General features: G+C 75.5%; 18 protein-coding genes. 8 read left to right on the forward strand and 10 right to left on the reverse strand.

Annotated elements, in window-relative coordinates; genetic code table 11:
• Window positions 1-13 precede the first annotated feature (13 nt).
• On the reverse strand, window positions 14-997 hold the full coding sequence (locus tag AB0J72_RS53050; protein WP_363414955.1) for a site-specific integrase: 984 nt from the start codon (window positions 995-997) through the stop codon (window positions 14-16).
• A 30-nt stretch (window positions 998-1,027) separates the two neighbouring features.
• Here AB0J72_RS53050 and AB0J72_RS53055 point away from each other — a divergent pair, with 30 nt between their 5' ends.
• Window positions 1,028-1,855, forward strand: coding sequence for a helix-turn-helix domain-containing protein (locus AB0J72_RS53055; RefSeq protein WP_363414957.1), 828 nt, complete (start codon window positions 1,028-1,030; stop codon window positions 1,853-1,855).
• A gap of 7 nt (window positions 1,856-1,862) precedes the next feature.
• The gene (locus AB0J72_RS53060; RefSeq protein WP_363414960.1) at window positions 1,863-2,753 is read left to right on the forward strand and encodes an NAD(P)-dependent oxidoreductase; all 891 of its coding nucleotides are present in this window, start codon (window positions 1,863-1,865) and stop codon (window positions 2,751-2,753) included.
• Here AB0J72_RS53060 and AB0J72_RS53065 read toward each other — a convergent pair.
• Genes AB0J72_RS53065 through AB0J72_RS53075 form a run of 3 tightly spaced genes read right to left on the reverse strand, consistent with a single transcriptional unit; the run spans window position 2,720 to window position 15,934 of the window.
• Window positions 2,720-7,987: an amino acid adenylation domain-containing protein gene (locus AB0J72_RS53065; protein ID WP_363414963.1), complete on the reverse strand. Its 5,268-nt coding sequence runs from the start codon at window positions 7,985-7,987 to the stop codon at window positions 2,720-2,722. The genes AB0J72_RS53060 and AB0J72_RS53065 overlap by 34 nt on opposite strands.
• Window positions 7,984-11,184 carry an amino acid adenylation domain-containing protein gene (locus AB0J72_RS53070; RefSeq protein ID WP_363414966.1) on the reverse strand — a complete coding sequence of 1,067 codons (3,201 nt, stop codon included), beginning with the start codon at window positions 11,182-11,184 and terminating at the stop codon, window positions 7,984-7,986. Before AB0J72_RS53070 ends, AB0J72_RS53065 begins: the two co-directional genes overlap by 4 nt.
• Window positions 11,171-15,934 carry an amino acid adenylation domain-containing protein gene (locus tag AB0J72_RS53075; protein ID WP_363414969.1) on the reverse strand — a complete coding sequence of 1,588 codons (4,764 nt, stop codon included), beginning with the start codon at window positions 15,932-15,934 and terminating at the stop codon, window positions 11,171-11,173. The genes AB0J72_RS53070 and AB0J72_RS53075 overlap by 14 nt, the downstream gene beginning before the upstream one ends.
• 224 nt (window positions 15,935-16,158) lie before the next feature.
• Here AB0J72_RS53075 and AB0J72_RS53080 point away from each other — a divergent pair, with 224 nt between their 5' ends.
• Window positions 16,159-17,433 (forward strand): aminotransferase class I/II-fold pyridoxal phosphate-dependent enzyme, encoded by a 1,275-nt coding sequence (locus tag AB0J72_RS53080; RefSeq protein ID WP_363414971.1) that lies wholly within the window; start codon window positions 16,159-16,161, stop codon window positions 17,431-17,433.
• Between the two features lie 12 nt (window positions 17,434-17,445).
• Here the strand turns inward: AB0J72_RS53080 and AB0J72_RS53085 are convergent, their stop codons facing one another.
• Window positions 17,446-18,348: a MerR family transcriptional regulator gene (locus tag AB0J72_RS53085; RefSeq protein ID WP_363414974.1), complete on the reverse strand. Its 903-nt coding sequence runs from the start codon at window positions 18,346-18,348 to the stop codon at window positions 17,446-17,448.
• Between the two features lie 126 nt (window positions 18,349-18,474).
• Between AB0J72_RS53085 and eno the strand changes: the two genes are divergently transcribed.
• Together eno and AB0J72_RS53095 are read left to right on the forward strand one after the other, a co-directional pair.
• The gene (eno, locus tag AB0J72_RS53090) at window positions 18,475-19,746 is read left to right on the forward strand and encodes a phosphopyruvate hydratase (RefSeq protein ID WP_363414977.1); all 1,272 of its coding nucleotides are present in this window, start codon (window positions 18,475-18,477) and stop codon (window positions 19,744-19,746) included.
• Window positions 19,747-19,843: 97 nt separating this feature from the next.
• Window positions 19,844-20,878 carry a methyltransferase domain-containing protein gene (locus tag AB0J72_RS53095; RefSeq protein ID WP_363414980.1) on the forward strand — a complete coding sequence of 345 codons (1,035 nt, stop codon included), beginning with the start codon at window positions 19,844-19,846 and terminating at the stop codon, window positions 20,876-20,878.
• A gap of 60 nt (window positions 20,879-20,938) precedes the next feature.
• On the opposite strand, the gene AB0J72_RS53100 is transcribed toward AB0J72_RS53095, so the two are convergent.
• On the reverse strand, window positions 20,939-21,409 hold the full coding sequence (locus AB0J72_RS53100) for a hypothetical protein (protein ID WP_363414983.1): 471 nt from the start codon (window positions 21,407-21,409) through the stop codon (window positions 20,939-20,941).
• Window positions 21,410-21,459: 50 nt separating this feature from the next.
• Here AB0J72_RS53100 and AB0J72_RS53105 point away from each other — a divergent pair, with 50 nt between their 5' ends.
• Window positions 21,460-21,894, forward strand: a complete 435-nt coding sequence (locus AB0J72_RS53105; RefSeq protein WP_363414985.1) for a VOC family protein — start codon at window positions 21,460-21,462, stop codon at window positions 21,892-21,894.
• A 2-nt stretch (window positions 21,895-21,896) separates the two neighbouring features.
• On the opposite strand, the gene AB0J72_RS53110 is transcribed toward AB0J72_RS53105, so the two are convergent.
• From AB0J72_RS53110 to AB0J72_RS53125, 4 genes are all read right to left on the reverse strand, one after another.
• Complete coding sequence (locus AB0J72_RS53110) at window positions 21,897-22,412, reverse strand: hypothetical protein (RefSeq protein WP_363414988.1); 516 nt, start codon at window positions 22,410-22,412, stop codon at window positions 21,897-21,899.
• A 280-nt stretch (window positions 22,413-22,692) separates the two neighbouring features.
• Window positions 22,693-23,658, reverse strand: coding sequence for a hypothetical protein (locus tag AB0J72_RS53115; RefSeq protein WP_363414991.1), 966 nt, complete (start codon window positions 23,656-23,658; stop codon window positions 22,693-22,695).
• A 3-nt stretch (window positions 23,659-23,661) separates the two neighbouring features.
• Window positions 23,662-24,306 carry a response regulator transcription factor gene (locus AB0J72_RS53120; RefSeq protein WP_363414994.1) on the reverse strand — a complete coding sequence of 215 codons (645 nt, stop codon included), beginning with the start codon at window positions 24,304-24,306 and terminating at the stop codon, window positions 23,662-23,664.
• Window positions 24,303-25,514: a histidine kinase gene (locus tag AB0J72_RS53125; protein WP_363414997.1), complete on the reverse strand. Its 1,212-nt coding sequence runs from the start codon at window positions 25,512-25,514 to the stop codon at window positions 24,303-24,305. The genes AB0J72_RS53120 and AB0J72_RS53125 overlap by 4 nt, the downstream gene beginning before the upstream one ends.
• A gap of 159 nt (window positions 25,515-25,673) precedes the next feature.
• On the opposite strand from AB0J72_RS53125, the gene AB0J72_RS53130 reads away from it, so the two are divergent.
• Both AB0J72_RS53130 and AB0J72_RS53135 read left to right on the forward strand, forming a co-directional pair.
• Window positions 25,674-26,468, forward strand: coding sequence for a hypothetical protein (locus AB0J72_RS53130; RefSeq protein WP_363415000.1), 795 nt, complete (start codon window positions 25,674-25,676; stop codon window positions 26,466-26,468).
• Between the two features lie 152 nt (window positions 26,469-26,620).
• A partial coding sequence (locus AB0J72_RS53135) for a universal stress protein (RefSeq protein WP_363415003.1) occupies window positions 26,621-26,769 on the forward strand: 149 nt, incomplete at its 3' end.

The following is a 26,769-nucleotide window of genomic DNA, read 5'->3' on the forward strand; positions in this document are numbered from 1 at the left end:
TGGCGCCGCTGGCTCATCGGGCCGCCACCAATGAGGCCAGGAGCCGTTCCCGGTCGGCGGTGATCGACTGGGAGGTGCGGTGGAACCATGCGGCCAATTCACGGCCGCTGAGATGGATGTAGCGCAGCGTGGTGGACAGGTCCTGGTGACCGGCGTACTGGGCGATCTGGTCCAGCGTCCAGTCCGCGCGGGCGAGGTCGGTCAGGCGCAGATGCCGGAACGTGTGCGGTGACAACCGGTGGACACCGGCACGCCGTGCCAGCCCCGTCACGATCTTCGACCAGCTGGAGGGTCCGAGCGGCGATGCCCGGTTCCGCCGTGATGTGCTCAGCAGCAGCCGGCCGCCGGCCCGTCCGACCAACTGCCGTCGGACCGCGAGGTTTTGCATGAACAGCTGCGCGGTGGCCGAGCCGTAGCTGACCTCCCGCGACCGCTTCGACTTCGTTGTGACCGCGCGGAGCCGGATCAGCGAGTAGGCCGGCTCGAAGTCACCGACCTCCAGCTGCACGAGCTCCTCGCGCCGCAACGCGCCGTCGTAGGCCAGCGCGAGCATCAGCCGATTCCGCACCGGCTCGAGCGCTGCGCCCAGCAGAATCTGCTGCCACTGCACGTCGGTCGGGATCCACGGAGCCTGCTCCACCCGCCGGATCAGCCCTTGACGCGGTCGTCTCCCACGGCGGCCGGACTGTCCCCGCCGGACCGGGTTCCGCTCGCGCAGCCCGTCCTCGACCAGGAACTCGTAGAACGAACGCACCGCGACGATCCGCTGCTGGACCGTGGCGTTCGCCAGACCCGCGCCGCCGTCCATGTGCACCAGCACGGCGCCGCGCGGGTTCGGGCGACTGAGCATGTCGCCAATCCACGCCGCGACCACGTCCAAGCCCGCGACAAGAGGGTCGGTGTCCGCATCGGCTAGGAAGCGCAGGTGATCGTCTACCGCGCGCCCGTACGCGACGATGGTGTTCGGTGCGCGGCCGATGTTGGCGTAGAACTGCAACCAGCGATGGGCATGCGAGGATGGCCGGTGATGGAGTCGTACGTCGAGCACGCGCCGGTGGCCGCGTTGGCGCACGTCGTCCGGACGGTGTGGATCCAGCGCACCGGCGACGTCGCGTACGCGCAGCGGCACCTGCCGGCCGGCGGCGTGGAGCTGCACTTCCCGATCGGCGGCCGACCGCACCTGCTCGGCCCGCTCACCGGTCCGCAGGTCGAGGTCATCCCGGCGCGCACGACGGTCGTCGGCGTGCGGTTCCTGCCCGGGGCCCCGCCGCCGCTGCCCGTGGCGCTGGACGACCTGCTCGACCAGCGGCCGGGCCTGGCGGACCTGTGGGGCGGGACCGCCGACCGGCTCGCGGAGGCGATGGCCGGCGCCCGGACGCCCGAGCGGGCGCTCGCGCTGCTGCAGCGGCACCTCCTGCGTGAGTTCCACGGTGACGCGGGCGTGGATCCGTTGGTACGGGAGGCCGTGCGGGTGCTGATGCCGTGGTCGCCGGTCACCGTCGACGCCGTCGCCGGCCACCTGGCGCTGTCGGTGAGCCAGCTGCGCCGCCGCTGCCTGCGGGCGGTCGGGTTGAGCCCGAAGGTCGTGCAGCGCACGTTGCGGTTCCAGGGGTTCCTGGCGCTGGCCCAGTCGGGCGCGGCCGGCGTCGCGGGCCTCGCGGCCGACCTCGGCTACGCCGACCAGGCGCACCTGAGCCGGGAGTGCCTGCGGCTGACCGGCCTCACCCCGCGCGACCTGCTCGGCGGCGAGGTCGACCGCTGTTGCTGCGGCCACGACCACACCGCGTCCTACGAGCCATTCCTCCGAGGCCGTGCGCGATTCGTTCAAGACCCGGCCGGCGCCCGCGGGATCTGATCAAGCCATGATCCTCGTCACCGGCGGGCTCGGCATGATCGGCGCACACACCGCCCGCGCGCTCGCCGACCTCGGGCACCAGGTCGTCGTCACCGCGCACCGGCGGGCGGAGGTGCCGTCGTTCCTCGCCGGCCGGGTCACCGTGGAGACCCTCGACGTCACCGACCGCGACGCGTTCCTCGCCCTCGCGGACCGCCACGAGATCACCGACATCGTCCACCTCGCCGGCTCCATCCCCGGCGACGACCCGGTGGCGTACTTCCGCACAGACATGGCCGGTCTGCTCAACGCCCTCGACGCGGCCCGCGCGCGGTCGGTGCGCAGGTTCGCCGTCGCGAGCAGCATCGGCGTGTACATCGGCCGGCCCGAGATCCCGTGGCACGAGGAGCTGCCGCTGCCGGCCGCGCACCTGCCGCACCTGATCGTCGCGTTCAAGAAGGCCGGCGAGCCGGTCGTCACGCACGCCCTGCAGGGCACCGGCGTCCAGCCCGTGCTGCTGCGGATCGGCAGCACCTGGGGGCCGCTCATGGACCCGGAGTCGCCGTTCAACCCGATCCCGCCGTACGTCAGCGCCGTGCTGCGCGGCGAGGAGCCGCCGCCGCTGCACGCCGACGACGGCGGCGACACCTGCTACGCGCCGGACGCCGGCCGCGCGATCGCCCTGCTCATGACCGCCCCGAGCCTGCGGCACGACACGTACAACGTGTCCAGCGGCCGCCCGTTCACCTACCGGGAGGTCGCGGACGCGCTCGAGGCGGAGGCGCGGCCCGGGGGTGGCGGCGCCCACCCGTACCTCGACATCACCCGCCTCACCGAGGACACCGGCTTCAAGCCCGAGTTCGACCCGGCCGCCGCGGTCGCCGACTACGTCGCCTGGCGGTCCGCCAACTCCCGCTGAAGCAGCGCGGCCTGCACCTCGTCGAGCGTGTCGGGGATCTCCGCGCCGGCGGACACGTCGGGCAGGTCGTCCTCCATCCGGTGCAGCGGCCGGTACGCGAGCCCGAGCGCGCCCCACACGACGAGGAGCACCCCGCACGCGACGAGGACGAGCCCGGCGCCCCGGTCGGTGCCGACGCCCACCACCTCGCCGACGGTCCCGGCGAGCGCGCCGCCGGGGCGCAGCAGCGGCGTGACGAGGGACGTGAGCGGCGGCGCGGTCAGGAACGCGAGCGGGGTCATCGCGACCGCCAGCATCTGGTTGGTGGCGAGGACCCGGCCCTGCAGCTCGAGGCCGACCTTGACCTGGATGATGGCGAGCCAGTGCGCGTTGAGGATCGTCAGGGACGCGTACCAGACGAGGCTGCCGGCGGCGGCGACCGCGGTCGACGGCCGCAGCCCGACGAGCGCCGCGCCGAGGCCCACGCCGATGACGAAGCCGACCATGCCGGTGGCGCGGCGTTCGGCGCCGCCCCACAGCACCATGGCGAGCGCGCCGAGGCCCGCGCCGATGCCGCTGCACGTGGTGACGACGCTGACGGCGGTGGTGCCGCCGAAGCCGTACACGGTGGGGACGGTGACGGCGAGGGCGAGCATCGCCAGGTAGTTCTCGACGACGAAGAACCCGATCATGATCATGAGCGGGCGCCGCCGGACGAGGAACCGCCAGCCGCCGGCGATGGCGCGGGCGAAGGTCTCCTCCTGCCGGCGGAACAGCCGGTCGGGCAGCCGCACGACGAGCAGGGTGCCGACGCCGACGAGCAGCGACACCACGTCGACGGCGACGACCCACGGCATGCCGAGGGCGGTGATGAGCGCGCCGCCGGCGAGGGGCGCGATGAGCATGCCGATGCCGGGCCCGAGGTTGGCGAGGGCGTTGGCCTGCCCGAGGTACGGCTTCGGCACGAGCTGCGCGACCGCCGCCAGGTACGCGGGCCGGTGGAACGCGGTGATCGCGGACAGCAGCCCGGCGAGGAGCCCGACGGTCCAGATCTCCAGCGTGCCCAGGGCGAGGAGGGTCACGACGGCCGTCATGACCGCGGCGCCGGCGCCGTTGCAGGCGAGCATGATGCGCCGCCGGTCGAACCGGTCGGCGACGGCGCCGCCGAGGGGCAGCAGCAGGATCGAGGGCAGCAGCGCCAGCATGGTGACGAGCGCGTAGTCGGCGACCCGCCCGTGCTGCTGGTAGGCCCACACGCCGAGGGCGAACGAGCTGAGCGCCGCACCGATCAGCGACGCGGTCTGCCCGGCCGCCATGAGGTAGAAGTCGCGCAGGTCGCGGCGGGCCCGCCCGCCGGTGACCGCGGTGCTGACCGGCTCCGGTGGCCGCCCCTCCCGCCAGTCCCGGGCGGCGCCGGCGATGCGCTCGGCGGCCGGCGCGGCCTGGTGCTTGAGGAAGTAGTGCCCGGCGCGGGGCAGGACGGCGAGGGCGACCCGGTCGGCGAACGCGCCCCACTCGGTGTAGCGCTCCTCGTACAGCTCGGTGGAGCGGTCCCGGGCGCCGATCAGGCACAGGACGGGCGCGCGGAGCCGGCGCCGGTCGGGGCGGGTCAGCTCGCGGGTGAACCAGGTCTGCGCCTCGTCGACGTCGTGCCGCAGCCCGCGCAGGATCGTTTCGGTGTCCAGTTCGGCATCGTCGTCGAGGCCGCCGAGGGTCCGCAGGAAGTCCCGGTACGCCCGGTCCGAGGTCCACCAGGTGGCCGGGATCCGCCGGTGCAGCCACGCGGTGACCCGGCCGGGCAGCCGCGCGGCGGGGAAGCTGCCGCCGACGACGAGCCCCACGACGTCGCGGCCCTCGGCCTCCAGGCGCAGCGCCAGCTCGGTGGCGGCCGCGGAGCCGACGCAGTGCCCGTACACGAGCACCGGCCCGGGCGGCAGGTCCGCGACGATCCGGTCGGTGAGCGCGGACATCGGCAGCGGCGGCTCGTCGGGGCGGGCCGGGTCGTGCCCGGGTAACTCGACGGCGAGGACGGCCGCGCCGGGGATCCGCTGCGCCAGCTCCGTCGCCAGGGGGCCGTACGCGGCGGCGGAGCCACCCCCGTACGGGACGCACACGACGGTGAGCGTGCCGGTCGCGGGCCCGGCCAGGCGGTGCAGCAGCCCCGACGATCCGGTGTCACCGTCGAGGTACGCGGCGAGCTCGCGCACGGTGGGGTGCGTGAAGAGGTCGATGACGCGAAGCTGCGGGTCGATGGCGCGGACCGCGCGGACGGCCTTGAACGAGTCGCCGCCGAGGGCGAAGAAGTCGTCGTCGAGCCCGGGGTCGGCGTCGTCGAGCACCTGCGCCCAGGCCGCCGCGACCCGCACCTGCGTCGGTGTCGACGGCGCGACGCGGGTGGCCACCGCCGGTGCCGCGGGGGCGGGCAGCGCGGCCCGGTCGACCTTGCCGTTGGCGGTCAGCGGCAGTCGGTCGAGCGCGACGAACGCCGACGGCACCATGTAGTCGGGCAGCCGGTCCCGCAGCCCGGCCCGGATCGCGCCGGCGTCGGCGGTCGCGGGCGTGACCCAGGCGGCGAGCCGCCGCGTGTGCGCCTCGCCGACGGGCAGCACGACCACCTCGCCGACGCCGGGGACGGCGCGGACGGCGGCGGCGACCTCGTTGAGCTCGACCCGGAAGCCGCGGATCTTCACCTGGTCGTCGACGCGGCCGAGGATGTGCACGAGGCCGTGCGCGTCGACCCGGACGCGGTCGCCGGAGCGGTACCAGCCGCCGGTGAACCGGTCGTCGCGCCCGTGCAGGTAGCCGCGGGCGACGCTCGGCCCGCCGATGCGCAGCTCCCCCGGCACGCCCGCGGGCACGGGCCGGCCGGCCGGGTCGGTGACGAGGCACTCCACGTTCGGGAACGGGTGGCCGATCGGGACGATGCCGTGGCGGCGCTCGGCGGGGATCTCGCGCACGTCGCAGCCGAGCACCGACACCGTGGTCTCGGTCGGGCCGTAGTGGACCTGGACGCCGAGGTCGGGGCGGACCCGTTCGATGCGCTCGATCAGCTCCCACGGGCAGGGCTCGCCGGCCAGGACGAGCTGCTCGCGGGGCAGGAGGGCGGCGAGGTCACCGTGGGCGGCGAGCAGCTCCAGGTGGCTGGGGACGAGCTTCATCGCGTCGACCGGGTGCGCGGCGAGGTAGGCGGCGAACGCCTCCGGGTCGGTGGCGGTCTCCCGGTCGACGAGGTGCACGACGCCGCCGGTGGTCAGCGCCCCGAACAGGTTCGTCATGCCGAGGTCGGCGGCGTAGGTGGAGACGAGCGCGTAGGACGCGTGCCGCCCGATGCGGTCGGCGACGGCGTGCAGGTAGTGCGCGATGTGCCGGTGCTCGACGGCGACGCCCTTGGGTCTCCCGGTCGAGCCCGACGTGAAGATGACGTACGCGAGGTGGTCCATCGGCACCGGCACGGTCTGCGCGGGCTCACCCGCGAGGTCCGCCTCGACGAGCGCCTGGCGGTCCGCGACCCGGCCGGCGAACGCCGCCTCGGTGAGCACGAACCGCGCCCCGGCCGCGTCGAGGATGTCCGCCACCCGCCCGTCCGGGTAGCCGGGGTCGATCGGGAGGTAGGCGGCGCCGGCCTTCAGCGCGCCGAGCATCGCGACCGGCAGGGCCACGCCGCGCTCGGTCAGGACGGCGACGGGCTCCTGCGGCCGCACCCCGCCGGCGAGCAGCCGCGCCGCGACGACGCCCGCGCGCCGGTCCAGCTCGGCATAGGTCAGGCGCCCGTCGGCGGCGACGACCGCGGTCGCGTCGGGCGTGAGTGCCGCGTGGCGCGCGATCAGTTGATCGAGTGGCTGTTCCAAGGTGTACGACACGCGGCGCCCGGCCGGCCCCGACAGCGCGCCCGGCTCCAGCGGTTGCCGCCCGACCGGCGCGTCGGGGGTGGCGGTCAGCCCGTCCAGCAGCGCCAGGAACCATCCGGCGAGGCGCCGCGCGGTGTCGTCGTCGAACAGTTCGGCGCGGTGGACGAGCGAGCCGCGGTAGCCGTCGGCGGTGCGGGACAGTGCGAGGTTGAGGTCGTACTTCGTGGTGCGGATCGGCAGGTCGACGACGTGCGCGTCGAGGCCGGGGAAGCGCATCGGCGCGGCCGGCTGCTCCAGGACGTTCAGCAGCACCTGGAAGATCGGGGTGGTGGCGAGGTTCCGCTCGGGCTGGAGCCGGTCGACGATCCGCTCGAACGGGGTCTCGGCGTGGGCGAGCGCGTCGATCGCCGTCTCCCGCGCGCGGGCCAGCAGCTGCCGGCCGGTCGGGTCGCCGGAGCAGTCGGTGCGCAGCACCAGCGTGCCGATGAAACACCCGATCATCGTCTCGACGTCCGGGTGGTGCCGGCCCGCGGCGGGGGCGCCGACGGCGACGTCGTCGGTGCCGCAGACCCGGGCGAGCAGCGCCTGCCAGGCGGCGAGCAGCACCATGAACGGGGTCGCGCCGCTGGACGCGGCGAGGCCGTCGATGCGGGCGGTGAGCGCGGCGGGCACCTCCACGGGCACCTGCCCGGCCTCGGCGCCGGCGACGGGCGGGCGGGGCCGGTCGGCGGGCAGGTCGAGCACCGGCGCGAGGCCCCGCAACCGCTCGACCCACCAGTCGAGGTCCACTGTGGACGGCTCCCGGCCGCCCTGCCAGCGGGCGTAGTCGGCGTACTGCACCGCGGGCGCGGCCGGGACGGGCCGGCCCGTCACCCTGGCCGCGTAGAGGTCGGCGAGCTCGCGCAGGGCCAGGTCGACGGACCACGCGTCGAACGCGATGTGGTGCACGACCAGCAGCAGCAGGTGCTCGTCCGGGCCGGTGCGGCTGATGAGCGCCCGCATCGGTGGCTCCTCGGCGAGCCGGAACGCCCGGTCCCGGCACGCGTCGAGCGTGCCCGCCGTCTCGACGGGCACGTCACCGGCGGCGCCGACGACCGCGGCGGGGGTGCCGTCCTGGTCCACGAACCGGCTGCGCAGCACGTGGTGCCGCGCCGCGAGGTCGCGGACGGCGGCGGTCAGGGCGGCCACGTCGAGCGCGCCGGTCAGCCGTACCGTGGCCGTGACGTGATAGGCGGCGCTGTCGGGCTCCAGCTGGTGCATGAACCACAGCCGTGCCTGCGCCGGGGACAGCGGCGCGGGAACGTCCGGATCGGTGGTGGGGATCGTGGCGGCGGCGCGGCTCGTCATCGCGCGGGCCGCCGCCAGGCGCTGCCGGATGAGCGAGCGCTGGTTGTCGGTGACCGTCACGCCTGCGTCACCTCGGCCAGCAGCAGCGACTCGAGGGCCACGGCGAAGCCCGCGAGGACTGGCTGCTCGAACAGCAGCCGCACCGGCACGGGCAGGTCGAGCGCGTCGCGGAGCCGGCCGACGACGAGCGTCGCGGACAGCGAGTGCCCGCCGAGGGCGAAGAAGTTGTCGTGCACCGACAGGTCGTCGCGGTGCAGCACCGCACCCCACACGTCGGCGACGAGGTGTTCGGCGTCGCTGCGCGGCGCGACCCGCTCGCGGACCTCGTCGTGCGGCTCGGGCAGGGCGCCGCGGTCGACCTTGCCGGAGCCGTTGACCGGCAGGGACTCCAGCGTCATCCAGCGGCGCGGCACCATGTACTCGGGCAGCGCCGCCCGTAACAGCGTCTCGAGGCCGGGCGGGTCGACCACCGACCCGGGCCCCGGCACGACGTAGCCGACGAGGTGCGGGTCGGCGCCGCCGGCGACGGTCACGACGGCCTCGGCGACGCCCGGCGCCGAGCGCAGCCGCACCTCGATCTCGCCGAGCTCGATGCGGTGCCCGCGGACCTTCACCTGGTGGTCGCGGCGGCCGAGGAAGTCGAGGAGCCCGTCGGTGCGCCAGCGGACCAGGTCGCCGGTGCGGTAGCAGCGTTCGCCCGGGCGCACCGGGTCGGCGACGAACGCCGCGTCGGTCAGGTCGGGCCGCCCGCGGTAGCCGCGCGCCACGCCCGCGCCGCCGATCCACAGTTCGCCGACGGTCCCGGGCAGCGCGAGCCGCCCGGCCGCGTCCATTACGTACACCCACTCGCCGGCCATCGGGACGCCGATCGGCACGGTGTCGCCGACAGGTGCGGTGACCCGGTGCATGGTGGACGTCACGGCGGTCTCGGTGGGGCCGTAGCCGTTCCAGAACTCGCCGAGCCGGTCCGTCAGCTCCCGCGCGAGGACGGGGTCGACGGCCTCGCCGATGGCGACGGCCCGGACCCGCGGCGCTCGCCAGTCCGCGGCGACGAGCATGCGGAACGTGGTCGGCGTCGCCGTCATCACGGTCACCCCCGCCTCGGTGATCCGCCGCGCCACCTGGTGCCCGTCGACGGCGACGCCGCGTTCAAGCAGCGCGAGGCGCAGGCCGTGGCCGAGGGCGACCCACAGTTCGAGGCCGGCGACGTCGAAGGAGAGCGCGGTCAGGCCGAGCATCACGTCGTCGTGGGTGACCGGCATCAGCTCGCACTGCGCGGCGACGAACGCGGCGAGGCTGCCGTGGGTCAGCTCCACGCCCTTGGGGCGGCCGGTCGAGCCGCTGGTGTAGATGATGTACGCGAGGTCGCCCGGCCCGACCGGCGGCAGCTCGCCCGGCTCCGTCGCCAGGGCGGTCGCGAGGTCGACGACGGCGGCTCCGGTGCCTTCGGCGATCCGGCGCGCCACGTCGAGCGTCTCCGCGGCGGCGAGGACGACGCCGGCGCCCGAGTCGGTGAGCTGGTAGCGCAGCCGCTCGACCGGATGGTCGGGTTCGAGCGGCACGTACGCCGACCCGGCCAGCCATCCGCCGACGAGCGCGGCCGGCAGGTGGCGGTCGCGGGGCAGGCAGATCCCGACCGGCCCGGAGCCCCCGGAACCTTGGCGCCGCAGCGCCGTCGCGATCCGCCTCGCGGCGGTGGCCAGGTCGCCGTAGGTCAGGGTGCCGTCGCCGCCGTCGACCGCGACCGCGTCGGGGCGCGCCGCGGCCTGGGCGAGCACCGCGTCCAGCACGGTCGCGGGCGCATCGGCGGGCAGGTCGGGCCCGGTGCCCTGGGCGAGCAGCGCGGCCCGCTCGGCGCCGTCGAGCAGGTCGAGGCGGGACAGCGGGCGGTCCGGGTCGGCCAGCATGCCGTCGAGCAGCGCCAGGAGCCAGCGCGCCCACCGCTGAACGGTGGCCTGGTCGAACACGTCCTTGCGGTAGCTGATGAAGCCGTCGTACCCGCCGTCGCGGCCGGTCAGCGACAGGCTCACGTCGAACTTGTTGGAGTCCAGCGGGGAGGGGAGGCGCTGCGCCCGTACCGACGGCAGGACGGGATCCCGCTGCGGTGTCTCCAGCAGGAACAGCATCGATTGGAAGATGGGCGTGGTGGCGGTGGAGCGCTCCGGCGCGACCGCCTCGACGACCCGCTCGAAGGGCGCCTCGGCGTGCCCGAACGCCTCCAGGGTGGTCTCGCGGACCCGGTCGAGCAGCTGCCGGCCGGTCGGGTCGCCGGCCAGGTCGGTCCGCATGATGAGGGTGTTGATGAAGCACCCGGCGACGCCTTCGGTCGCGCGGTGGTGGCGCCCGGACTCGGGCACGCCGACGGCGACGTCGTCGCTGCCGCAGAGCCGGCCGAGCAGCGCCTGCCACGCGCCGAGCAGCACCATGAACGGGGTCGCCTGCCCGTCGCGGGCGGCCGCGCGGATCCGCGCGGCGAGCGCCGGCGGCACGGTCAGCGGCGCGTAGCCGCCGGTCCAGTCGGCGACCGCCGGGTAGGGCCGGTCCACCGGGAACGGGAGGGCCGGGGCGAGCCCGGCGAGGCGCTGCACCCACCAACCGACGTGGTCGTCGGCGGGGCGGGCCGCCAGCCATTCGGTGACGTCGGCGTACTGCAGGCGCGGGGGCGCCGGCGGGGTGGTGCCGTGCAGGCGGGCGGCGTAGAGGGCGCCGAGCTCGTCCAGCATCAGGTCCTGCGACCAGGCGTCGGTGGCGATGTGGTGCACGGTCAGCAGCAGGACGTGGTGCTCCGGGGCGAGGCGGAACAGCGCGGCCCGCATCGGTGGCTCCCGGTCGAGCTGGAACGGGCGGCTGACCTCGAGCCGCAGCGACTCGGCGAGCGCGACCTCGGTCGCGTCCACAATGGACAGTTCGATCCGTTCGGCGGGCACAGCGACCGCCACCAGGTCGGCCGGCACGACGACGCTGCGCAGCACCTCGTGCCGGGCGGCGACGTCGCGGAGCGCGGCCAGCAGGGCGTCGGCGTCGAGCGGGCCGGTCAGCCGCAGCACCGCCGGCACGTGGTAGATCGACGTGTTGTGCTCGAACTGGGCGTTGAACCACAGCCGGCGCTGCGACGGCGACAGCGGCTGCGGCGCGTCCGGGTCGGCCCGGCGCGGGATCTCCGGCTCGGCCGCGGATCCGGCCGCTGCGGCGGCCCGCGCGGCGGCGACCCGCCGCTCCATGAGTGCGCGCAGCGTGTCCTGCTCAGACAAGGTCATAGTCATTCCCCCGGATGTCGTCCATGACAAGGCGCTCCAGCCGCTCGGCGAAGTCCGTGAGCACCGGATGGTCGAAGAGCAGCCGCACCGGCACCGCGCAGCCGAGCGTGTCGCGCAGCCGGCCGGCGACGCGGGTCGCGGCGAGCGAGTGCCCGCCGAGACCGAAGAAACTGTCGTCGGCGCCGACCCGGTCCGTGGCGAGGATCTGCGTCCACACGTCGGCGACGAGCTGCTCCATCACCGACTCGGCGGGCCGGTGCGGCCGGGTGTCGTCCGGGTCGGGCAGCGCGGCCAGGTCGACCTTGCCGCTGGGCAGCGCCGGCAGCGCGTCGAGCACCACCCACCGGTGCGGCACCAGGTGCTCCGGCAGCCGGCGCCGCAGCCGTCCGGCGGCCTGCTCGCCGGTGACGGTGCCGGCGAGGTAGCCGACCAGGTGCGCCTCGGCGCCCTCGCCCCGCACGGTGACCACGGCGTGCGTGACGCCGGGGTGGTCGCGCAGCGCCGACTCGATCTCGCCGAGTTCCACGCGGTGCCCGCGGATCTTCAGCTGATGGTCCCGCCGGCCGCGGAACTCCAGGTCCCCGCCGGAGTTCCACAGGACCAGGTCGCCCGTGCGGTAGCAGCGGCCGCCGGGCACGAACGGGTCGGGCACGAACGCGGCGGCGGTCAGCTCCGGCCGGCGGTGGTAGCCGAGCGCGGGACCGTCGCCGCCGATCCACAGTTCGCCGGCGACACCGGGCGGCGCGAGCCGGTGCAGCGGGTCCATCACGTACAGGCGCTCGCCGCGCATCGGGTGCCCGATCGGCACGGTGTCGCCGACCGAGGTCACGCGGTGCACGGCCGAGAGGACCGTGCCCTCGGTCGGGCCGTAGACGTTCCACAGTTGCGCGACCCGGGGCAGCAGGTCGCGGGCCAGCGCGGGGTCGAGGGTCTCGCCGCCGGCCCACACCCGCAGGTCCGGCGCGCCCGTCCAGCGCGCGGCGAGCAGCGTGCGGAGCATCGTCGGCGGCACGTTCATCAGGTTGATCCGGTGCTCGGCGATCACCTCGCCGAGCCGGTGCCCGTCGACGGCGCTGTCGCGCTCCACGACGACGCAGGTGCCGCCCGCGGCGAGCGTGGCCCAGATCTCCGCGCAGGACGTGTCGAAGCTGAGCGTGGCGACGGCGAGCATCCTGTCGCCCGGTCCGATGCCGGGCTCGAGCCGCAGCGCCTCGGTGAGCGACGCCAGCCCGCCCTGCGCGACCGCCACCCCCTTGGGTGTCCCGGTCGAGCCGGAGGTGTACAGCAGATAGGCCAGGTCGCCGGGTGTGACGGGCGGCAGCGGTACATCGGCGGCGGGCGGCACCTCGTCGAGGTCGAGCGCCCGGGTGCCGGTCACCGCCGACGCCGCCGCGGCGGTCGCGGTGCGGCACAGCACGGTCCGGACCCCGCCGTCGGCGGCGAGCCACGCGAGGCGCTCCGCCGGCAGCCCCGGCTCCAGCGGCAGGTAGGCGGCGCCGGCCCGCCACACCCCCAGCAGCGTCGCCGGCAGCCGGTGGTCGCGCGGCAGGCACACGCCGACGACCCCGCCGTGCCCGCGCACCACCGACGCGACCTCGGCCGACGCGTCCCACAGCTGCCGGTAGGTCAGCTCGCCGTCCGCGCCGGTGACCGCGACGTCGCCGGGGCGCTGCCGGACCTGCCGGGCGATCGCGTCGACCACGGTCGCGGGCGCGCCCGCGGGCAGCGGCGAGCCGTCCGCCCGGCCCAGCAGGTCCGCCGCCTCGGCCGCGGTGACGAGCGGGACCCGGGTCAGCGGTCGGTCGGGGTCGGCGGTCAGCTCCGCGAGCACCAGCAGCAGCCGGTCGGCGAACGCGGCCGCCGCCGCCCGGTCGGTCAGGTCGAGGTCGTACTCCAGCTGCAGCTCGGCGCCGCCGGCGGTCTCGTTGACGAAAACGGTGAGCGGGTTCTGCGCCCCGCCGCAGCTCAGCTCGCCGAGCAGCTCGAGGCGGACCGCGCCCCGCTCGACCCGCACCGGCAGGCCGGCCGGCTGCGCCGACAGCACCACCGGGGTGATCATCGCGCCGCGCGGCTGGGTGCCGACGGCCTCGAACAGGTCCTCGGTGGACGGCCGGGGGCGGTCGAGCGCGCGGGCGGTCGTGGCCGAGGCCGCGGCGATCGTGTCGCGGACGGTGGCGGAGGCGTCCAGGCGGAGGCGGACCGGCAGGACGTCGACGAGCGGGCCGATGACGGCGTCGAGCTCGGGTCCGGCGCGGCGGGCGACGACGGCGCCGACGAGGACGTCCGCCCGTGCGGTGAGGCCGGCGAGGAGCAGGCCGAGGGCGGTCAGCCAGCCGGCGAACGGTGCGGCGCCGCTCGCCGCGCACACCTCCGCCAGCCCGGTGACGACGTCCGCCGGCACGGGCCGGGTGAGCCGCTCGCCCCGGAACCCGCCGCTGCCGGTGAACAGCTCGTTCGGCGGCGACGCGCCCGCCAGCTCCTCCCGCCACGGGTTCCCCTCTCCGCCGGCGACGGGGTGCATCAGCGCGACGTCGCCCAGCTGCACCGGTGGCGGGGCGACGCTGCCGGGCGCCGCCAGGTCCGCGGCGAGCTCGGTGAGGAACGTGCCGGTCGACCAGCCGTCGAACGCCACGTGGTCGCTGACGACGACCAGCTCCGACTCCTCCGCGGCGAGCAGGACCAGGTCGACCCGCAGGAGCGGCTCGGTCCCGGACAGGTCGAAGGCGTGCCGTGCGGCCGCGGCGGCGATCTCGTCGACCCGTGCCCGCCGCGCCGCCGGGGACTGGTCGCGCAGGTCGTGTGCGGCCAGCGGCACCGCCGTACCGACGCCGACAACGATTACCGGAGCGCCGTCACGGTCGACGATCCGGCTGCGCAGGACCTCGTGCCGGGCGACCAGCGCCGCGAGCGCCGACCTGACCGCCGCCGGCTCGACCGGGCCGGTCAGCCGGGCACGGAACGCAACCGTCGTCACCGACGGCACGGGGCTGATCTGCCGCAGCGTCCACAGCTCGCGCTGGGTCGGGGTCAGCGGGTACTCCACCCGACCCGCGTGCCGGACCGGCCCGCCCGCCGTCTCGCGCGCCACCCCGACGAGGGCCGCGAGGGCGGCGACGGTGGGCTCGGCGAGGAAGTCGGCCAGGGCGACCGTGGTGCCGAACTCGCGGCCGGCGAGGGCGCAGACGCGGGCGGCGGCCAGGGAGTGCCCGCCGAGGTCGGTGAAGCGGTCCTCGACACCCACCTCGGCGATGCCGAGCACGGCACCGACGATCGCCGCGATGGTGGTTTCGGCGGGTGTACGGGCCGCGACGAATCCGGTCCCCGCCGGGCGGCCGGGCGGCAACGGGGGCAGGGCGGCCCGGTCGACCTTGCCGTTCGGGCCCAGCGGCAGCCGGTCGGCGACGCCGATCCGGGTCGGCACCAGGTGCTCCGGCACCCGCCGGCGCAGCCAGGCGCGCAGGGTCCGCTCGTCGGCGCCGGCCGCCTCCACGTGCCCGACCAGGTGCTTGACCCCGTCGGCGGCGGCGACGGCCAGCACGCACGCGCGGCGGACGGCCGGGTGGCGCGCCAGGACCGCCTCGACCTCGCCGGGCTCGACCCGGTAGCCGCGGATCTTCACCTGGTCGTCGGCGCGGCCGGCGAAGCGCAGCACCCCGCCGGCGCTGCGGACCAGGTCGCCGGTGCGGTACATCCGGCCGCCCGCTTCGACGACGAACGCGCCTCGCTGGTCGCCCAGGTAGCCGCGGGCGACCACGGGGCCGCCGATCCACAGCTCGCCCAGCTCGCCGTCCGCCACGGGGTGGCCGGCGGCGTCCCGGACCTCCATCACCGCGCCGGCGATCGGGCGCCCGATCGGCGGCTCGTCCGTGCCGTCCCGGCCGATCTCCGCGACCGCGCAGGTGGTGGTGCACTCGGTGGGGCCGTACAGGTTGAGCACCCGGCGCACGCCTGGGTTGGCGTAGATCCGGTCGACGAGCGCGCGGGTCAGCGGCTCGCCGCCGGCGAACACGGCCCGCACGCCGTCCGGGAGCGGCTCGCGGAGCAGGACGCTGAGGGCGGACGGCACGCCGTAGACGGTGGTGACCTCGGCGCGGGCGGGCAGCGCGGGCAGCGCGAGGAGGTTCTCGGCGAGGATCACGGTGCCGCCGGTGACCAGCGGCAGGAACAGCTGGGTGATCGACGGGTCGAAGCAGATCGACGCGGTGGCGAGCATGCCCCGCAGCTCCTCGGCCGTGTACGCGGCCGCCTCCCAGCGCAGCAGGTTCATCGTGTTGCGGTGCTCGACGACGACGCCCTTGGGCCTTCCCGTGGAGCCCGACGTGTAGATGACGTACGCCGCGTCGCTGCCGTCGCCCTCGCCTCCCAGCGGGGTGCTGTCGGCGTCGGCGCCGATCTCGTCGACCGCGAGGGTGCCCTTCGCCGTCGCCGTGGTGGTCGCGACCAGCTTCACGCCGGCATCGGCGGTGATGTATTCGAGGCGCTCCGCCGGGTACGCGGGGTCCATCGGCACGTACGCGGCGCCGGTCTTCAGCACGCCCAGCAGCGCCGGCAGCAGGTGCTCGTCCCGGCCCAGGCACACCCCGACGCGCTCACCGGGTCCGGCGCCGGCGCGGCGCAGCTCACGGGCGATCCGGTTCGCGCGGCCGGCCACGTCCGCGTACCGCATCCGGACCTGCCCAGCGATGACGGCCACCCGGTCGGGGGTGCGCCGGGCCTGCTCGTCGAACGCGACATGGACACGATGAGACACGCGCGGTCCTCCCCCGCCCGCGGCACCGATGCCGCGGCGTTGCCTACCGGGAAATCATGCCGCATCTATCTGTGCTTCGAAACCGCACGCACGGTCACCGATGCCCCATTGATCACCCTCGCCTTTCGGGTGCAGGGGCGCGGTGGGGCGGATCACGTCGGCTCATGCCGGCGCCCGCGGCACCGATGGTCCCCGGCACGGACCACCTGGGTGAAGGGGCGACCATGGCGAAGGCCGACGACATGCTGCAGACGTTCGACGAGCTCATCTCCGACGGCGTACGGCGCGGGCTGGCGCACAACGTCGCCGAGGACGACGCGCTCGACGGCCGCACGGTCACCGTGGACGGCGCCCGGCTGGTCAACTTCGGCTCCTGCAGCTACCTCGGCCTGGAGACCCACCCGGCGCTGCGGGCCGGCGTGATCGAGGCCGTGGAGCGCTACGGCACCCAGTTCTCCTCGTCCCGGGCGTTCCTGTCGTCACCGGCCTACCCGCTGGTGGAGTCGGCGCTCGCCGGCCTGCTCGGCCGGCCCACGATCCTCGCGCCGAGCACCAGCATGGGCCACCTGGCCGCGATGCCGACCGTCATCAGCGGCGACGACGCGCTCCTGCTCGACCACCAGGTCCACCACAGCGTCCAGACCGCCGCGAAGCTGGCGCAGGCCCAGGGCACCCGCGTCGACCTCGTCCCGCACAGCGACCTGCGCACCCTGCGCCGCCGCCTCGCGGATCTCGGTGGCGCGCACCGGCGGGTCTGGTACGCCCTCGACGGCCTCTACAGCATGTACGCCGACTTCGCGCCGTTCGAGGAGCTCAACGAGCTGATGGCGGTACATGACCAGCTGTGGCTGTACGTCGACGACGCGCACTCCTTCTCCTGGACCGGCCGCCACGGCCGCGGCCGTGCCCTGTCAGAACTCAGCCCGCACGCCCTGTCCCGCACCGTCGTCGCGGGGTCGCTGAACAAGTCGTTCGCCGCCGCCGGCGGCGCGCTCACCTTCCCCGACGCGGAGACCCGCCGGCGCGTGTTCACCCTCGGCGGCCCGCTCATCTTCTCCGGCCCCGTCCAGCCCCCGATGCTCGGCGCCGTCCTCGCCTCCGTGCACCTGCACCGCGCCGAGGAGGTGACCGAGCGCCAGGACCGCCTCCTGTACCTCATCCGCCTGTTCAACAAGCTCGCCGCCGAGGTCGACCTGCCGGTCGTGAGCCGCAGCGAGGCCCCCATCCGCTGCGTCGGCGCGGGCCGGCCGGAGGTCGCCTACAACCTCACCGCCCGCCTGCGCGCCGCCGGCTACTTCACCGACCCGGCCACCGCCCCCGCGGTCCCCGCCAAGCGCTCCGGCGCCCGCCTCACCATCACCGCCCACCACACCGACGACGACATCGCCGGCCTGGTCGACGCCCTCGCCGCCGAACTCCCCCGCGCCCTCGCCGACGAGGGCGACTCGTTCACCACCCTGCGCCGCGCCTTCCACCGCCAGCTCGCCACCCGGCCCTGACCGGGCGACCGGTCAGAGGGCTCTTCGCGAGGGTCTGGTGAGCCACTGCATGACGGCGAGGAGGTGGGAGGCGGGTTCGGGGATCGGGTGGAAGACGTGTTCGACGACGTCGCCGGTCACGACGAGGGTGAGGCGCTCGTAGAGGGTCATGTCGTCGGCGGTGAAGGTCGGCAGCTCCAGCGCGGCGGCGAGGGTCAGCCGGGGGTCGGGGATCAGCGGGTACGGCAGCCGCAGGCGGTGCACGAGCTCGCGCTGGTATCCGGTCGACTGCGCGGAGAGGCCGAAGACCCGGTCGACGCCGGCGTTGCGCAGCTCCGCGTGATGGTCGCGCACCCAGGTCGCCTGCTCGGTGCCGCCGAGGGCGCCGTGCACCTCGATGAGGCCCTTGGGCAGGTCGACGCCGGGACGGCCGGTGAGCGGGTAGACGAAGATGACGGTCCGGCCGGGGCCGAGCGCGCCGAGGTCGACGGGGCGGCCGTCGTTGCAGTAGAAGGTGAGGCCCGGCAGGCGGTCGCCGACGAGGCGGGACGGGTCCGCGCCGGGTGACGAGGCGCCGGTGACGACGCGTGCCGTGGCGGAGTCGAGGCGGCTGTTGAGCGCGTCGCGCTGCGCGGTGAGCCGGCCGATGCGGTCCTGCAGGGTGGCGATGGTGCTGCGGTAGGTCGCCAGCGCGGCGGCGCACACGTCGGTGTCGTCGGCGCCGCCCACGATCGAGTCGACGAACGGGCGGGTCTCCTCGACGGTGAGGCCGAGCGCGGTCAGCTGCCGGATCTGCTCGACGAGCCGGACCGCGACCGGGTCGTACTCGCGGTAGCCGTTGCTCAGCCGCCGCGGGACGACCAGCCCCGCGGACTCGTAGTAGCGCAGCGCCCGCACGGTCGTCCCGGTCCGGCGCGCCAGTTCACCCACCCGCATCCCGTGACCCTAAACCCGGACCCTGGGGTACAGGTCAACGTGTTGATCGTCGCGATGGCAAGACCGCCGCCGTCTGCCAGTCTGGGCCCCGGTCGAGCAAGTGACGACAACACGGGAGGTGGATCGATGACGGCGATCAGCCGGGTCATCGGACGGCAGGTGCTGGACAGCCGGGGCAACCCGACGGTGGAGGTCGACGTGGTCCTCGCCGACGGCGCGACCGGCCGGGCCGCGGTGCCGTCGGGCGCGTCGACGGGCGCCAACGAGGCGGTCGAGCGGCGCGACGGCGATCCCGGGCGGTTTCACGGCAAGGGGGTGACCGGGGCCGTCGCCGCGGTCAACGGTCCGATCGCCGCGGCGGTGACCGGCCTCGACGCGGAGAACCAGGCGCTGGTCGACGAGACGATGATCGCGCTGGACGGCACGGCGGACAAGCGGCGCCTCGGCGCCAACGCGATCCTCGGTGTGTCGCTGGCGACGGTGCGGGCCGCCGCGGCCGCGCACCGGCAGCCGCTGTACCGCTACGTCGGAGGGGTCGGGGCGCGGCTGCTGCCGGTGCCGATGATGAACATCGTCAACGGCGGGGCGCACGCCGACAACCCGCTCGACTTCCAGGAGTTCATGATCGCCCCGGTCGGCGCGCCGACCTTCGCCGAGGCCGTCCGGATGGGCTCCGAGGTCTTCCACACCCTGCGACGGTCCCTGGCGGCGGCCGGGCACAGCACCAACGTGGGCGACGAGGGCGGCTTCGCGCCGGACTTCGCCACGGCCGAGGAGGCGCTCACCTTCGTGCTGCGGGCGGTCGAGGACAGCGGCTACCGGCCGGGCGCCGACATCACGATCTGCCTCGACCCGGCCAGCTCGGAGTTCTACCGCGACGGGGTCTACGACTACGCCGGCGAGGGCCGCAAGCGGTCGGTCGACGAGCACATCGACTACCTCGCCGAGCTGGCGGAACGCTTCCCGATCACCTCCATCGAGGACCCGATGGCCGAGGACGACATCGACGGCTGGACCCGGCTCACCGCCAGGACCGGCGACCGCCTCCAGCTGGTCGGCGACGACGTCTTCTGCACCGACCCCGCCCGCCTGCAGGCCGGCATCGACGGCGGCTACGCCAACGCGGTCCTCGTCAAGGTCAACCAGATCGGCACGCTGACCGAGACGATCGAGACGGTCCGGACCGCGCAGCGGGCCGGCTACCGGGTGGTGATGTCGCACCGCTCCGGCGAGACCGAGGACACGACGATCGCCGACCTCGCCGTCGGCCTGGACTGCGGACAGATCAAGACCGGCTCGCTGTCCCGGTCGGACCGGACCGCCAAGTACAACCAGCTGCTGCGCATCGAGGAGGAGCTGGGCAGCAGCGCCCGCTACGCGGGACGGGCCGCTGCCTGAGTTTGGGTGACCGGCATCTGCGAGCCAATGTCGGTCTTCCGGCTCGCATCTCAGTCGCCGGCTACCGGTGCAGGGCCCGCACCTGCATCATGGAGGGATGACCGCCGACGACCAGCGGCGCCGCTGGGACACCGTGCTCGGGCACCTCGCCGCCGCCCTGCCCCGCGGGGCGGCCAGGGTGGTCGTCGACGGCGGTGACGGCCGGGCCGCCCAGGTCGCCGACCGGTTCGCCGCGCACCTGCACGCCGGTGGGCGGCACTGCGTCCGGCTGACCGCCGCGGCCTGCACGAGCGACCGCGACGGCTGGTACACCAGAACCCCCGACACCGTGGTCATCGCCGACGGACCCGGTTGGCGGCGCCGGCTCCCCGCCGCGTCGTGGCACCTGACGGTCTGGGTGCGCACCCCACCGGTAGCCACCGGCACGTCCGGTGGCTACCGGGGCGACGACACCGACGCCGTCATCGACCTGCACGACCCCGGGTGGCCGGTGCTGCGGCACCTCGACGCCCGGCTGGTCGACGGCGACGTGTGGCACCGCAGCGAGTCCCAGGCGTTCTTCGCCGGCCGGGCCGCGACCTGGGACTCCAGGTTCGGCGACGACCAGCCCGCCTATGCGGCCGCTATCGCCCAGTCCGGCTTCGCCCCGGGTGACACGGTGGTCGATGTCGGCTGCGGCACCGGCCGCGCCCTGCCCGCACTGCGCGACGCCACCGGCCCGCGCGGCACCGTGATCGGCGTCGACCTGACCCCGCAGATGCTCGCCGCCGCCGTGGACCGCGCCCGCGCCTGCCACGCGTCGCTGCTGCTCGGCGACGCCCGTCACCTGCCGTTCGGCGACGCCACCGTCGACGGCGTCTTCGCCGCCGGGCTCATCACGCACCTGCCGGACGCCGCCGCCGGCCTGGCGGAGCTGGCCCGCGTCACCCGGCCCGGCGGCCGGCTGGTGCTCTTCCATCCGTCCGGCCGGGCCGCGCTCGCCGCCCGGCACGGCCGCGCCCTGCGCCCCGACGAGCCCCTCGCCGAGCCGGTCCTGCGCGCCTCGGCGGCCGCCGCCGGCTGGCACCTGACCAGCTACGACGACCCGCCGCACCGCTTCCACGCCGTCGCGGTCCGCCGCACCGCCGGGTAGCGGCTCGGCCGCACCACCGCACAGTGGCTCAGCCTCGCAGGGGCTCAGCCTCGCAGGGGCTCAGCCTCGCAGGGGGATCCGGGCGAGGGGCTCGTGCCACCGGTACTGGCTGCGGGCCGCGTCCTGGACGACGTCGAGCAACCAGACCGCCCCGACCGTCAGCCGCGCCCGGGCGGGGCGCACCGTCCGGCGCAGGTGCTCCTGGATCTCGCCGGAGTCGGCGGCGCCCGTGCCGTGGGCGAGGCTGATGTGCGGGATGCCGGGGTCGTACCGCAGTCCGTCGTCGCCGAACACGGCCCGGATCGCGGCCCGGACCCGCTCGCCGAGCACCGCGAACGGCTCACCCGGCAGGTCCTGGTCCAGGTCGACCGCGACGCCCACCCGCCCGGCCTGCACGGCGCCGGCGGTCGCGGTGAACGCCGGGAGCCCGCCGACCTCGTCGTGCAGCGCCCCGATCAGCGCCGCCCGCCGCGTCTCGCCGACGTCGTCACCGGCCAGACCGGTGACCCGCTGCACGATCCAGGGTCGCACGTCCGGTGGTTCACCGGGCGGAGCGTGGCGGGGTGCGGTATCGATGGAGTATGACTGTCGTCTGGGGAGTAACGGTCGACTGCGCCGACCCGGGGCGCCTTGCCGCGTTCTGGCGGGAGGCGCTCGGGTACGTGGACGCGCCGGTGCCGGAAGGGTTCGCCAGTCGGGAGGAGTGGCTGACCCGGTGGGAGGTGCCGCCCGAGGAGTGGGGCGACGCGGCCTACCTGCACGATCCACGGGGGGTCCTGCCGAGCCTCACGTTCCTGAAGGTGCCGGAGGCGAAGGTGGTCAAGAACCGCCTGCACCTCGACCTCAAGGTCGGTGGCCGGGACCGGCCGCAGGAGCAGCGGTGGCCGGCGGTCGCCGCGACGGTGGAGCGGCTGGTCGCGGCGGGCGCGACGGTGGTGACGGAGGCGGCCGTCGGCGGCGTGCCGAGTCACGTCGTCATGGCCGACCCGGAGGGCAACGAGTTCTGCGTCGTCTGACGTCAGCCGTGGGCGAGCCGGGCGACGGCGACCGCGTAGGAGGTCCGCTGCTCGAACTGGTCGCCGTGGGTCTGGCTGATGCCGAGCTGAAACTTCGCGCCGTCGGCGGTGAGGTGGAAGATGTTGCCGGTGCACTGGGTCGACTCGACGGCAGTCAGGTCGAAGGTCAGGACCTGCGGGGCGGGCGCGACGAAGAGCAGCCGCCGGGACGTCACGGCGAACACGCTGTTGGTCGGGCTCCTCGTCCAGTTGACGGCGCCGCTGCACACGTGCCGGACCTCCTCCGCCGCCGGCAGGTGGTCGCGGAGCAGCGCCAGGGCCTGCGCGCAGGGACCGGCCAGCTCCTGCCGGACGTCCGGCGGGCAGGCGGCGACCGCCGCGTCGATGTCGGTGCGGGCCGGCCACGCCCCGACCTGCTGCGGCGGGCCGGCGACCACCTGCGGCAGGGCGGGCGCGACCGGCTGGGTCGGGAACGCCGCGGACTGGGCGGGCGTGGGCCGGCTGTAGTTGATGCCCATGAGGTCCTCCTACCGGTGTCGCCACTCTCTGACGGACCACGGATCCGCAGCGGGCGCTGAGCGCCACCGGCGCCTCGGGCGGCGACAACAGGCAGCAGCAGCACCGCAGCCGGTCGGCGAGCGGCAACAGCGCCTCGGCCGATGTCGAGCGGCCACAGCGCCGCAGCGGGGCGACGGCAGACAGCACCGCCACAGCCGGGCGACAGCAGGCAGCAACGCCCCGGCCGGCAATCGCCTCAGCGGGCGACGGCAGGCAGGACCGCGTCGGTCGGCAACCGCCTCAGCGGGCGTCGAGCGGCAGCGGGGCCAGGACGTCGGGCAGGCCGGCGGCCGGCCACGCGACCACGAGGCCGAGCTCGGCGCCGCCGGGGTCGGGCAGGACGAACTCGATCCGGGACCGGAACACGTCGGGGCCGCCGCTGGACCCGCCGCTGCCGTGCGGCGCCCAGACCGCCTCCCCGTCGTGGACGACGGCGACCGTGGCGCCGGGCAGGTCCGGCGGGCGGCCGGGGCCCGGGACCACGGACATGGCGCCCGCCCGCGGGCCGCGGGCCATGCTCAGCAGCTCCACCGACAGGAGCCCGTCGACGGCCGTGAGGCGGGTCAGCCCGACCACGGCGTCGGCGCCGCGGCTGAGCACCCGCGGCCCGGCGACGATCCGGCCCGCCTCGACCGCCGGCTCAGTGTGCGGCCCGTCGTGCGTGCGGCGGCGCAGCGACTCAGGTGCGGGCCCGGCGTCCACCGGCGCGTCCCAGACCGAGACCGTGCCCCGCTCCACCGCCTCCCGTGGCGGCAGCGGAAGGTCCACAATGGACTCGGGGAACCCGATCTCGGGCCAGGCCAGGACGAGCGAGGCATGGTCGTACAGTGGCGGAAAACGCAGCGTCGTGCGCAGGCTCGGGCCGTGGGTGCCGCCGGAGTGGTCGCCGCTGCTGGAGCTGGTGCGCGACCCGAACACCCAGTGTGCGCGCCCGTCCGGGTCGAGCCGGCCGACGCGGAGGTCGAGGCCCTCGTCGTACGCCGGCAGCAGACGCCGCGGCGCGGGCACGACGCCGGCCCGTCCGGCGCGAATGCCGGCCTGCCGCTCGGTCGCGCCGCGGCGGTCGAGGGGGCGGCGGGCGAGCAGCTCCACCTCGAGGCCGGTGGGGCGGGAGACGGCGCCGACGATGCCGACGCTGAGCTCTGGCCGCCGCACGACGAGCCCGCCGCGGTGCGCGAGGACGCCGAGCGTCTCATCGATGGGCATGCGTCAGGGTAGCTCGTCGAGCAGGCCGGCCTCGCGGGCGAGGAGCGCTGCCTGGACGCGGTTCTCCAGGCCGAGCCGGGTGAGGATGCGGTTGACGCGGCTCTTCACGCCGGACTCCGACAGGTCCAGGGTCCTGGCGATCCGCGCGTTGGACAGCCCGCGCCCGACCAGCACCAGCACCTCCAGCTCCCGGGCGGTGAGGCCGTCGACCGCGGCCTTGGCCGGCGGTGCCTGAAACGCCTCGGCGATGCGGCGGGTGACGGCCGGCGCGAGCACCGCGTTGCCCGCGGCGACGGCCCGGACCGCGTCGCAGAGCTGCTCGGGTGACGCGTTCTTCAGCAGGAAGCCGCTCGCCCCTGCCCGCAGCGCGGACTGCACGTACTCGTCGAGGTCGAACGTCGTGAGCACGAGGATCTTCGACGGCAGCGCCGCGCCGAGGATGCGTCTGGTCGCCTCGACGCCGGTCAGGCCGGGCATGCGCACGTCCATGAGCACCACGTCGGGCCGCAGCTCGGCGGCGAGGGCGACGGCCTGCTCGCCGTCGGCCGCCTCGCCGACGACCTCGAGGTCGGGCCGCCGGTCGAGGATGGCGCGCAGCGCGGCGCGGACCATGTCCTGGTCGTCGGCGATGAGCACGGTGACCGTCACGGCCCGCCCTCCCCCTCCCATGGGAACGTCGCCTCGACCCGCCAGCGTCCGTCGGCCAGCGGGCCGGTCGACAGGGTGCCGCCGAACAGGGCGACCCGCTCCCGCATCCCGATCAGGCCGAGCCCCGCGCCCGGCATCGGCTGGTGGCCGGCGACCGGCGGATCGTTGACGACGCCGACCTCCAGTTGGTGTTTCCGCTGGTGTACTGCCACCCGCACCGCCACGGGACCCGCGTGCTTCAGCGCGTTGGTCAGCGCCTCCTGGACGACCCGGTACGCCGAGACCTGCACGGCGGCGGGGACGTCCGGGCCGACCGACACGTCCAGGTCCACCTCGCACCCGGCGGCGGCCGCGACCCCGGCCAGCTGCCGCAGGTGGGCCAGCGACGGCTCCGGCAGGAGGTCCCGCGCCGCGTCGTCGTCCGACAGCAGCCGCAGCAGCCGGCGCATCTCCAGCAGCGCCGTGTCGGCGGCGGTCCCGATGCCCGCCACGCCGCGGCCGGCGAGCCCGGGGTCCTCGGGCAGCGCCTCGGCCGTGGCCCGCGCCTGCACGGCGATCGCGCTGACGTGGTGCGCGACCAGGTCGTGCAGGTCACGGGCGATGCGGGCGCGCTCGGCGGTGACGGCGCGGGCCGCGCTGCGCTGCTGCTCGGCGCGCAGCAGCGCGGTCAGGTCCCGCAGCGCGGCGGCGTCGGAGTGGATGTGCCGCTGCGACCTGCCCAGCTGCCACAGCCCCGCCACCAGCCCGACGGCCACCGTGACCTCGATGACCCCCGGGCGCAGCGCCGGCGGCAGCGGCGGGCCGGTGATCGGCCGGAGCAGCAGATCGTGGCCGAACATGGCGAGCCCCGCGACGGCGACGGACAGCAGGCTCGCCGGGGGCGGCGCGTACCGGGCGACGGCGTACACCCCGAACCCCAACGGCAACCCGTCGCGGAAGCTGATGGCGGGGTCGACGAGCTCGAACGCGACGTACGCGACGCTGACCGCGGCCATCACCGCCCACGGGTGCGTGCGCCGCCACAGCATCGGCGCGGCCTGCGCGACGAGCAGCGCCCACAGCGCGGCGGCGGTGACCGGGTCGGCGGGCGAGAACGGCGCCCGCGGCCAGTCCGGCGGGCCGGCGCTCTGCCGCAGCAGGACCATCGCCACGGCGAGCCCGCAGGCCAGCAGCGCGTCGGCCACCCGCGGCCTGCGCAGCAGCTCCATGATCACCTCCCGTTCGCAGACCCACCCTAGACCGCCGCGCGGGCGGTCCCGGCGAAAGGAATCCAAAGTTGCGCGCGGATCGTCCACGCGGCCGAGGGAGTGCCCGCGGCCCGCTCATACGGTCGAGTCACCCGACCGAACGACACCGGAGGAAGCACCTTGCACAGCACCGATGGCCGGCTACGGCCCGCCCGTACAGTGGCGGCGGCGACACTCGTCGTCCTGTTCGTCGTCGCTCCGGCCCACCTCGCCGGCGGCGACTACACCAGTGAGGGCGCACTGCGCGGCGCGGTCCGCGGGGCGTTCGCGGGGTTCTGGGGGTCCGGCGGCGGCGACCTGACCCCGGCGATGCGGGAGATCGCCGACTACTGGCTGCGCTACCACCTCGCGAAGGCGGTCATCGCGGCGCTGCTGCTCGCCGTGCTGGTGCCGCTCGGTGTGCGGTTGTGGCGGAGGTACGTGGGCGCTCCGCGCCGCCGGCTGCTCCTCGGCGGCGTCCTCGTCACCGGGCTCGCGCTGGCGGCACTGGTGCTCGTGCTGGCCAACCTGCAGGGCGCGGCGGCCCCGTTCGCGTCGCTGCTGCCGCTGCTCGTCGACACCCCACCCGACGCCCCGCTCGCCGCCGTGCTGTCCGACGTCCGGCAGCAGCTGACCGGCGTCGTGCACGCACACCAGGCACCGTCGCCCGCCCTGGCCCGCATGATCGACGACTACGCGCTGTACCACTGGGTGATCGCGGTGCTCGCCGCGGTCGTCGCCGCGGTCCTGCTGTCGTTCGCCGTGGCGCTCTGGCGGCGCCGCGGTCCGTCGGGACCGGCCCGCCGGGTCCTCGCCGCGCACGCCGTCCTGTTCGCGGTCGTGGCGCTCGCCCTCGCGGTGGTGGTCGCGGCGAACGTCGGCACCGCCCTGGACCCGGACCCCGCCTTCGCGGCGTTCATCGACGGCGGCTGGTAACGCAGCCGGCGTTCATCGACGGCGGCTGGTAACGCAGCCGGCGTTCATCGACGGCGGCTGGTGACCCAGCACGGGACCTTCGGCCCTGCCGGTGCCGGTTGCCACCGGCGAGGGTGGAGTCGACAATCGCCGCCGTCCCTCTTGGAGCACCGATGGAGCACAACGACATCGTCGTCGGGACCGACGGCGGGGCGGGCGGGGCGTGGGCCGTCCGCTGGGCGGCGCGCCAGGCGGCGCGGACCGGCGCGCGCCTGCGGGTCGTCTCCGTCCACCACCGCCAGCCGGGCACGCCCACCGGCCC

Origin of the sequence: Dactylosporangium sp. NPDC049742, from assembly GCF_040674675.1 — a bacterium.
In the GTDB taxonomy this organism is placed as follows: domain Bacteria; phylum Actinomycetota; class Actinomycetes; order Mycobacteriales; family Micromonosporaceae; genus Dactylosporangium; species Dactylosporangium maewongense.

Excerpts from the sequence above, each read along its gene's own strand:
- AB0J72_RS53110 (WP_363414988.1), bottom strand. The coding sequence starts at position 22,412 with ATGGGCATCAACTACAGCCGGCCCACGCCCGCCCAGTCCGCGGCGTTC.
- eno (WP_363414977.1), top strand. The coding sequence starts at position 18,475 with ATGACGGCGATCAGCCGGGTCATCGGACGGCAGGTGCTGGACAGCCGG.
- AB0J72_RS53055 (WP_363414957.1), top strand. The coding sequence starts at position 1,028 with ATGGAGTCGTACGTCGAGCACGCGCCGGTGGCCGCGTTGGCGCACGTC.
- AB0J72_RS53115 (WP_363414991.1), bottom strand. The coding sequence starts at position 23,658 with ATGCCCATCGATGAGACGCTCGGCGTCCTCGCGCACCGCGGCGGGCTC.
- AB0J72_RS53060 (WP_363414960.1), top strand. The coding sequence starts at position 1,863 with ATGATCCTCGTCACCGGCGGGCTCGGCATGATCGGCGCACACACCGCC.
- AB0J72_RS53080 (WP_363414971.1), top strand. The coding sequence starts at position 16,159 with ATGGCGAAGGCCGACGACATGCTGCAGACGTTCGACGAGCTCATCTCC.
- AB0J72_RS53070 (WP_363414966.1), bottom strand. The coding sequence starts at position 11,184 with ATGACCTTGTCTGAGCAGGACACGCTGCGCGCACTCATGGAGCGGCGG.
- AB0J72_RS53125 (WP_363414997.1), bottom strand. The coding sequence starts at position 25,514 with ATGGAGCTGCTGCGCAGGCCGCGGGTGGCCGACGCGCTGCTGGCCTGC.
- AB0J72_RS53095 (WP_363414980.1), top strand. The coding sequence starts at position 19,844 with ATGACCGCCGACGACCAGCGGCGCCGCTGGGACACCGTGCTCGGGCAC.
- AB0J72_RS53085 (WP_363414974.1), bottom strand. The coding sequence starts at position 18,348 with ATGCGGGTGGGTGAACTGGCGCGCCGGACCGGGACGACCGTGCGGGCG.
- AB0J72_RS53105 (WP_363414985.1), top strand. The coding sequence starts at position 21,460 with ATGACTGTCGTCTGGGGAGTAACGGTCGACTGCGCCGACCCGGGGCGC.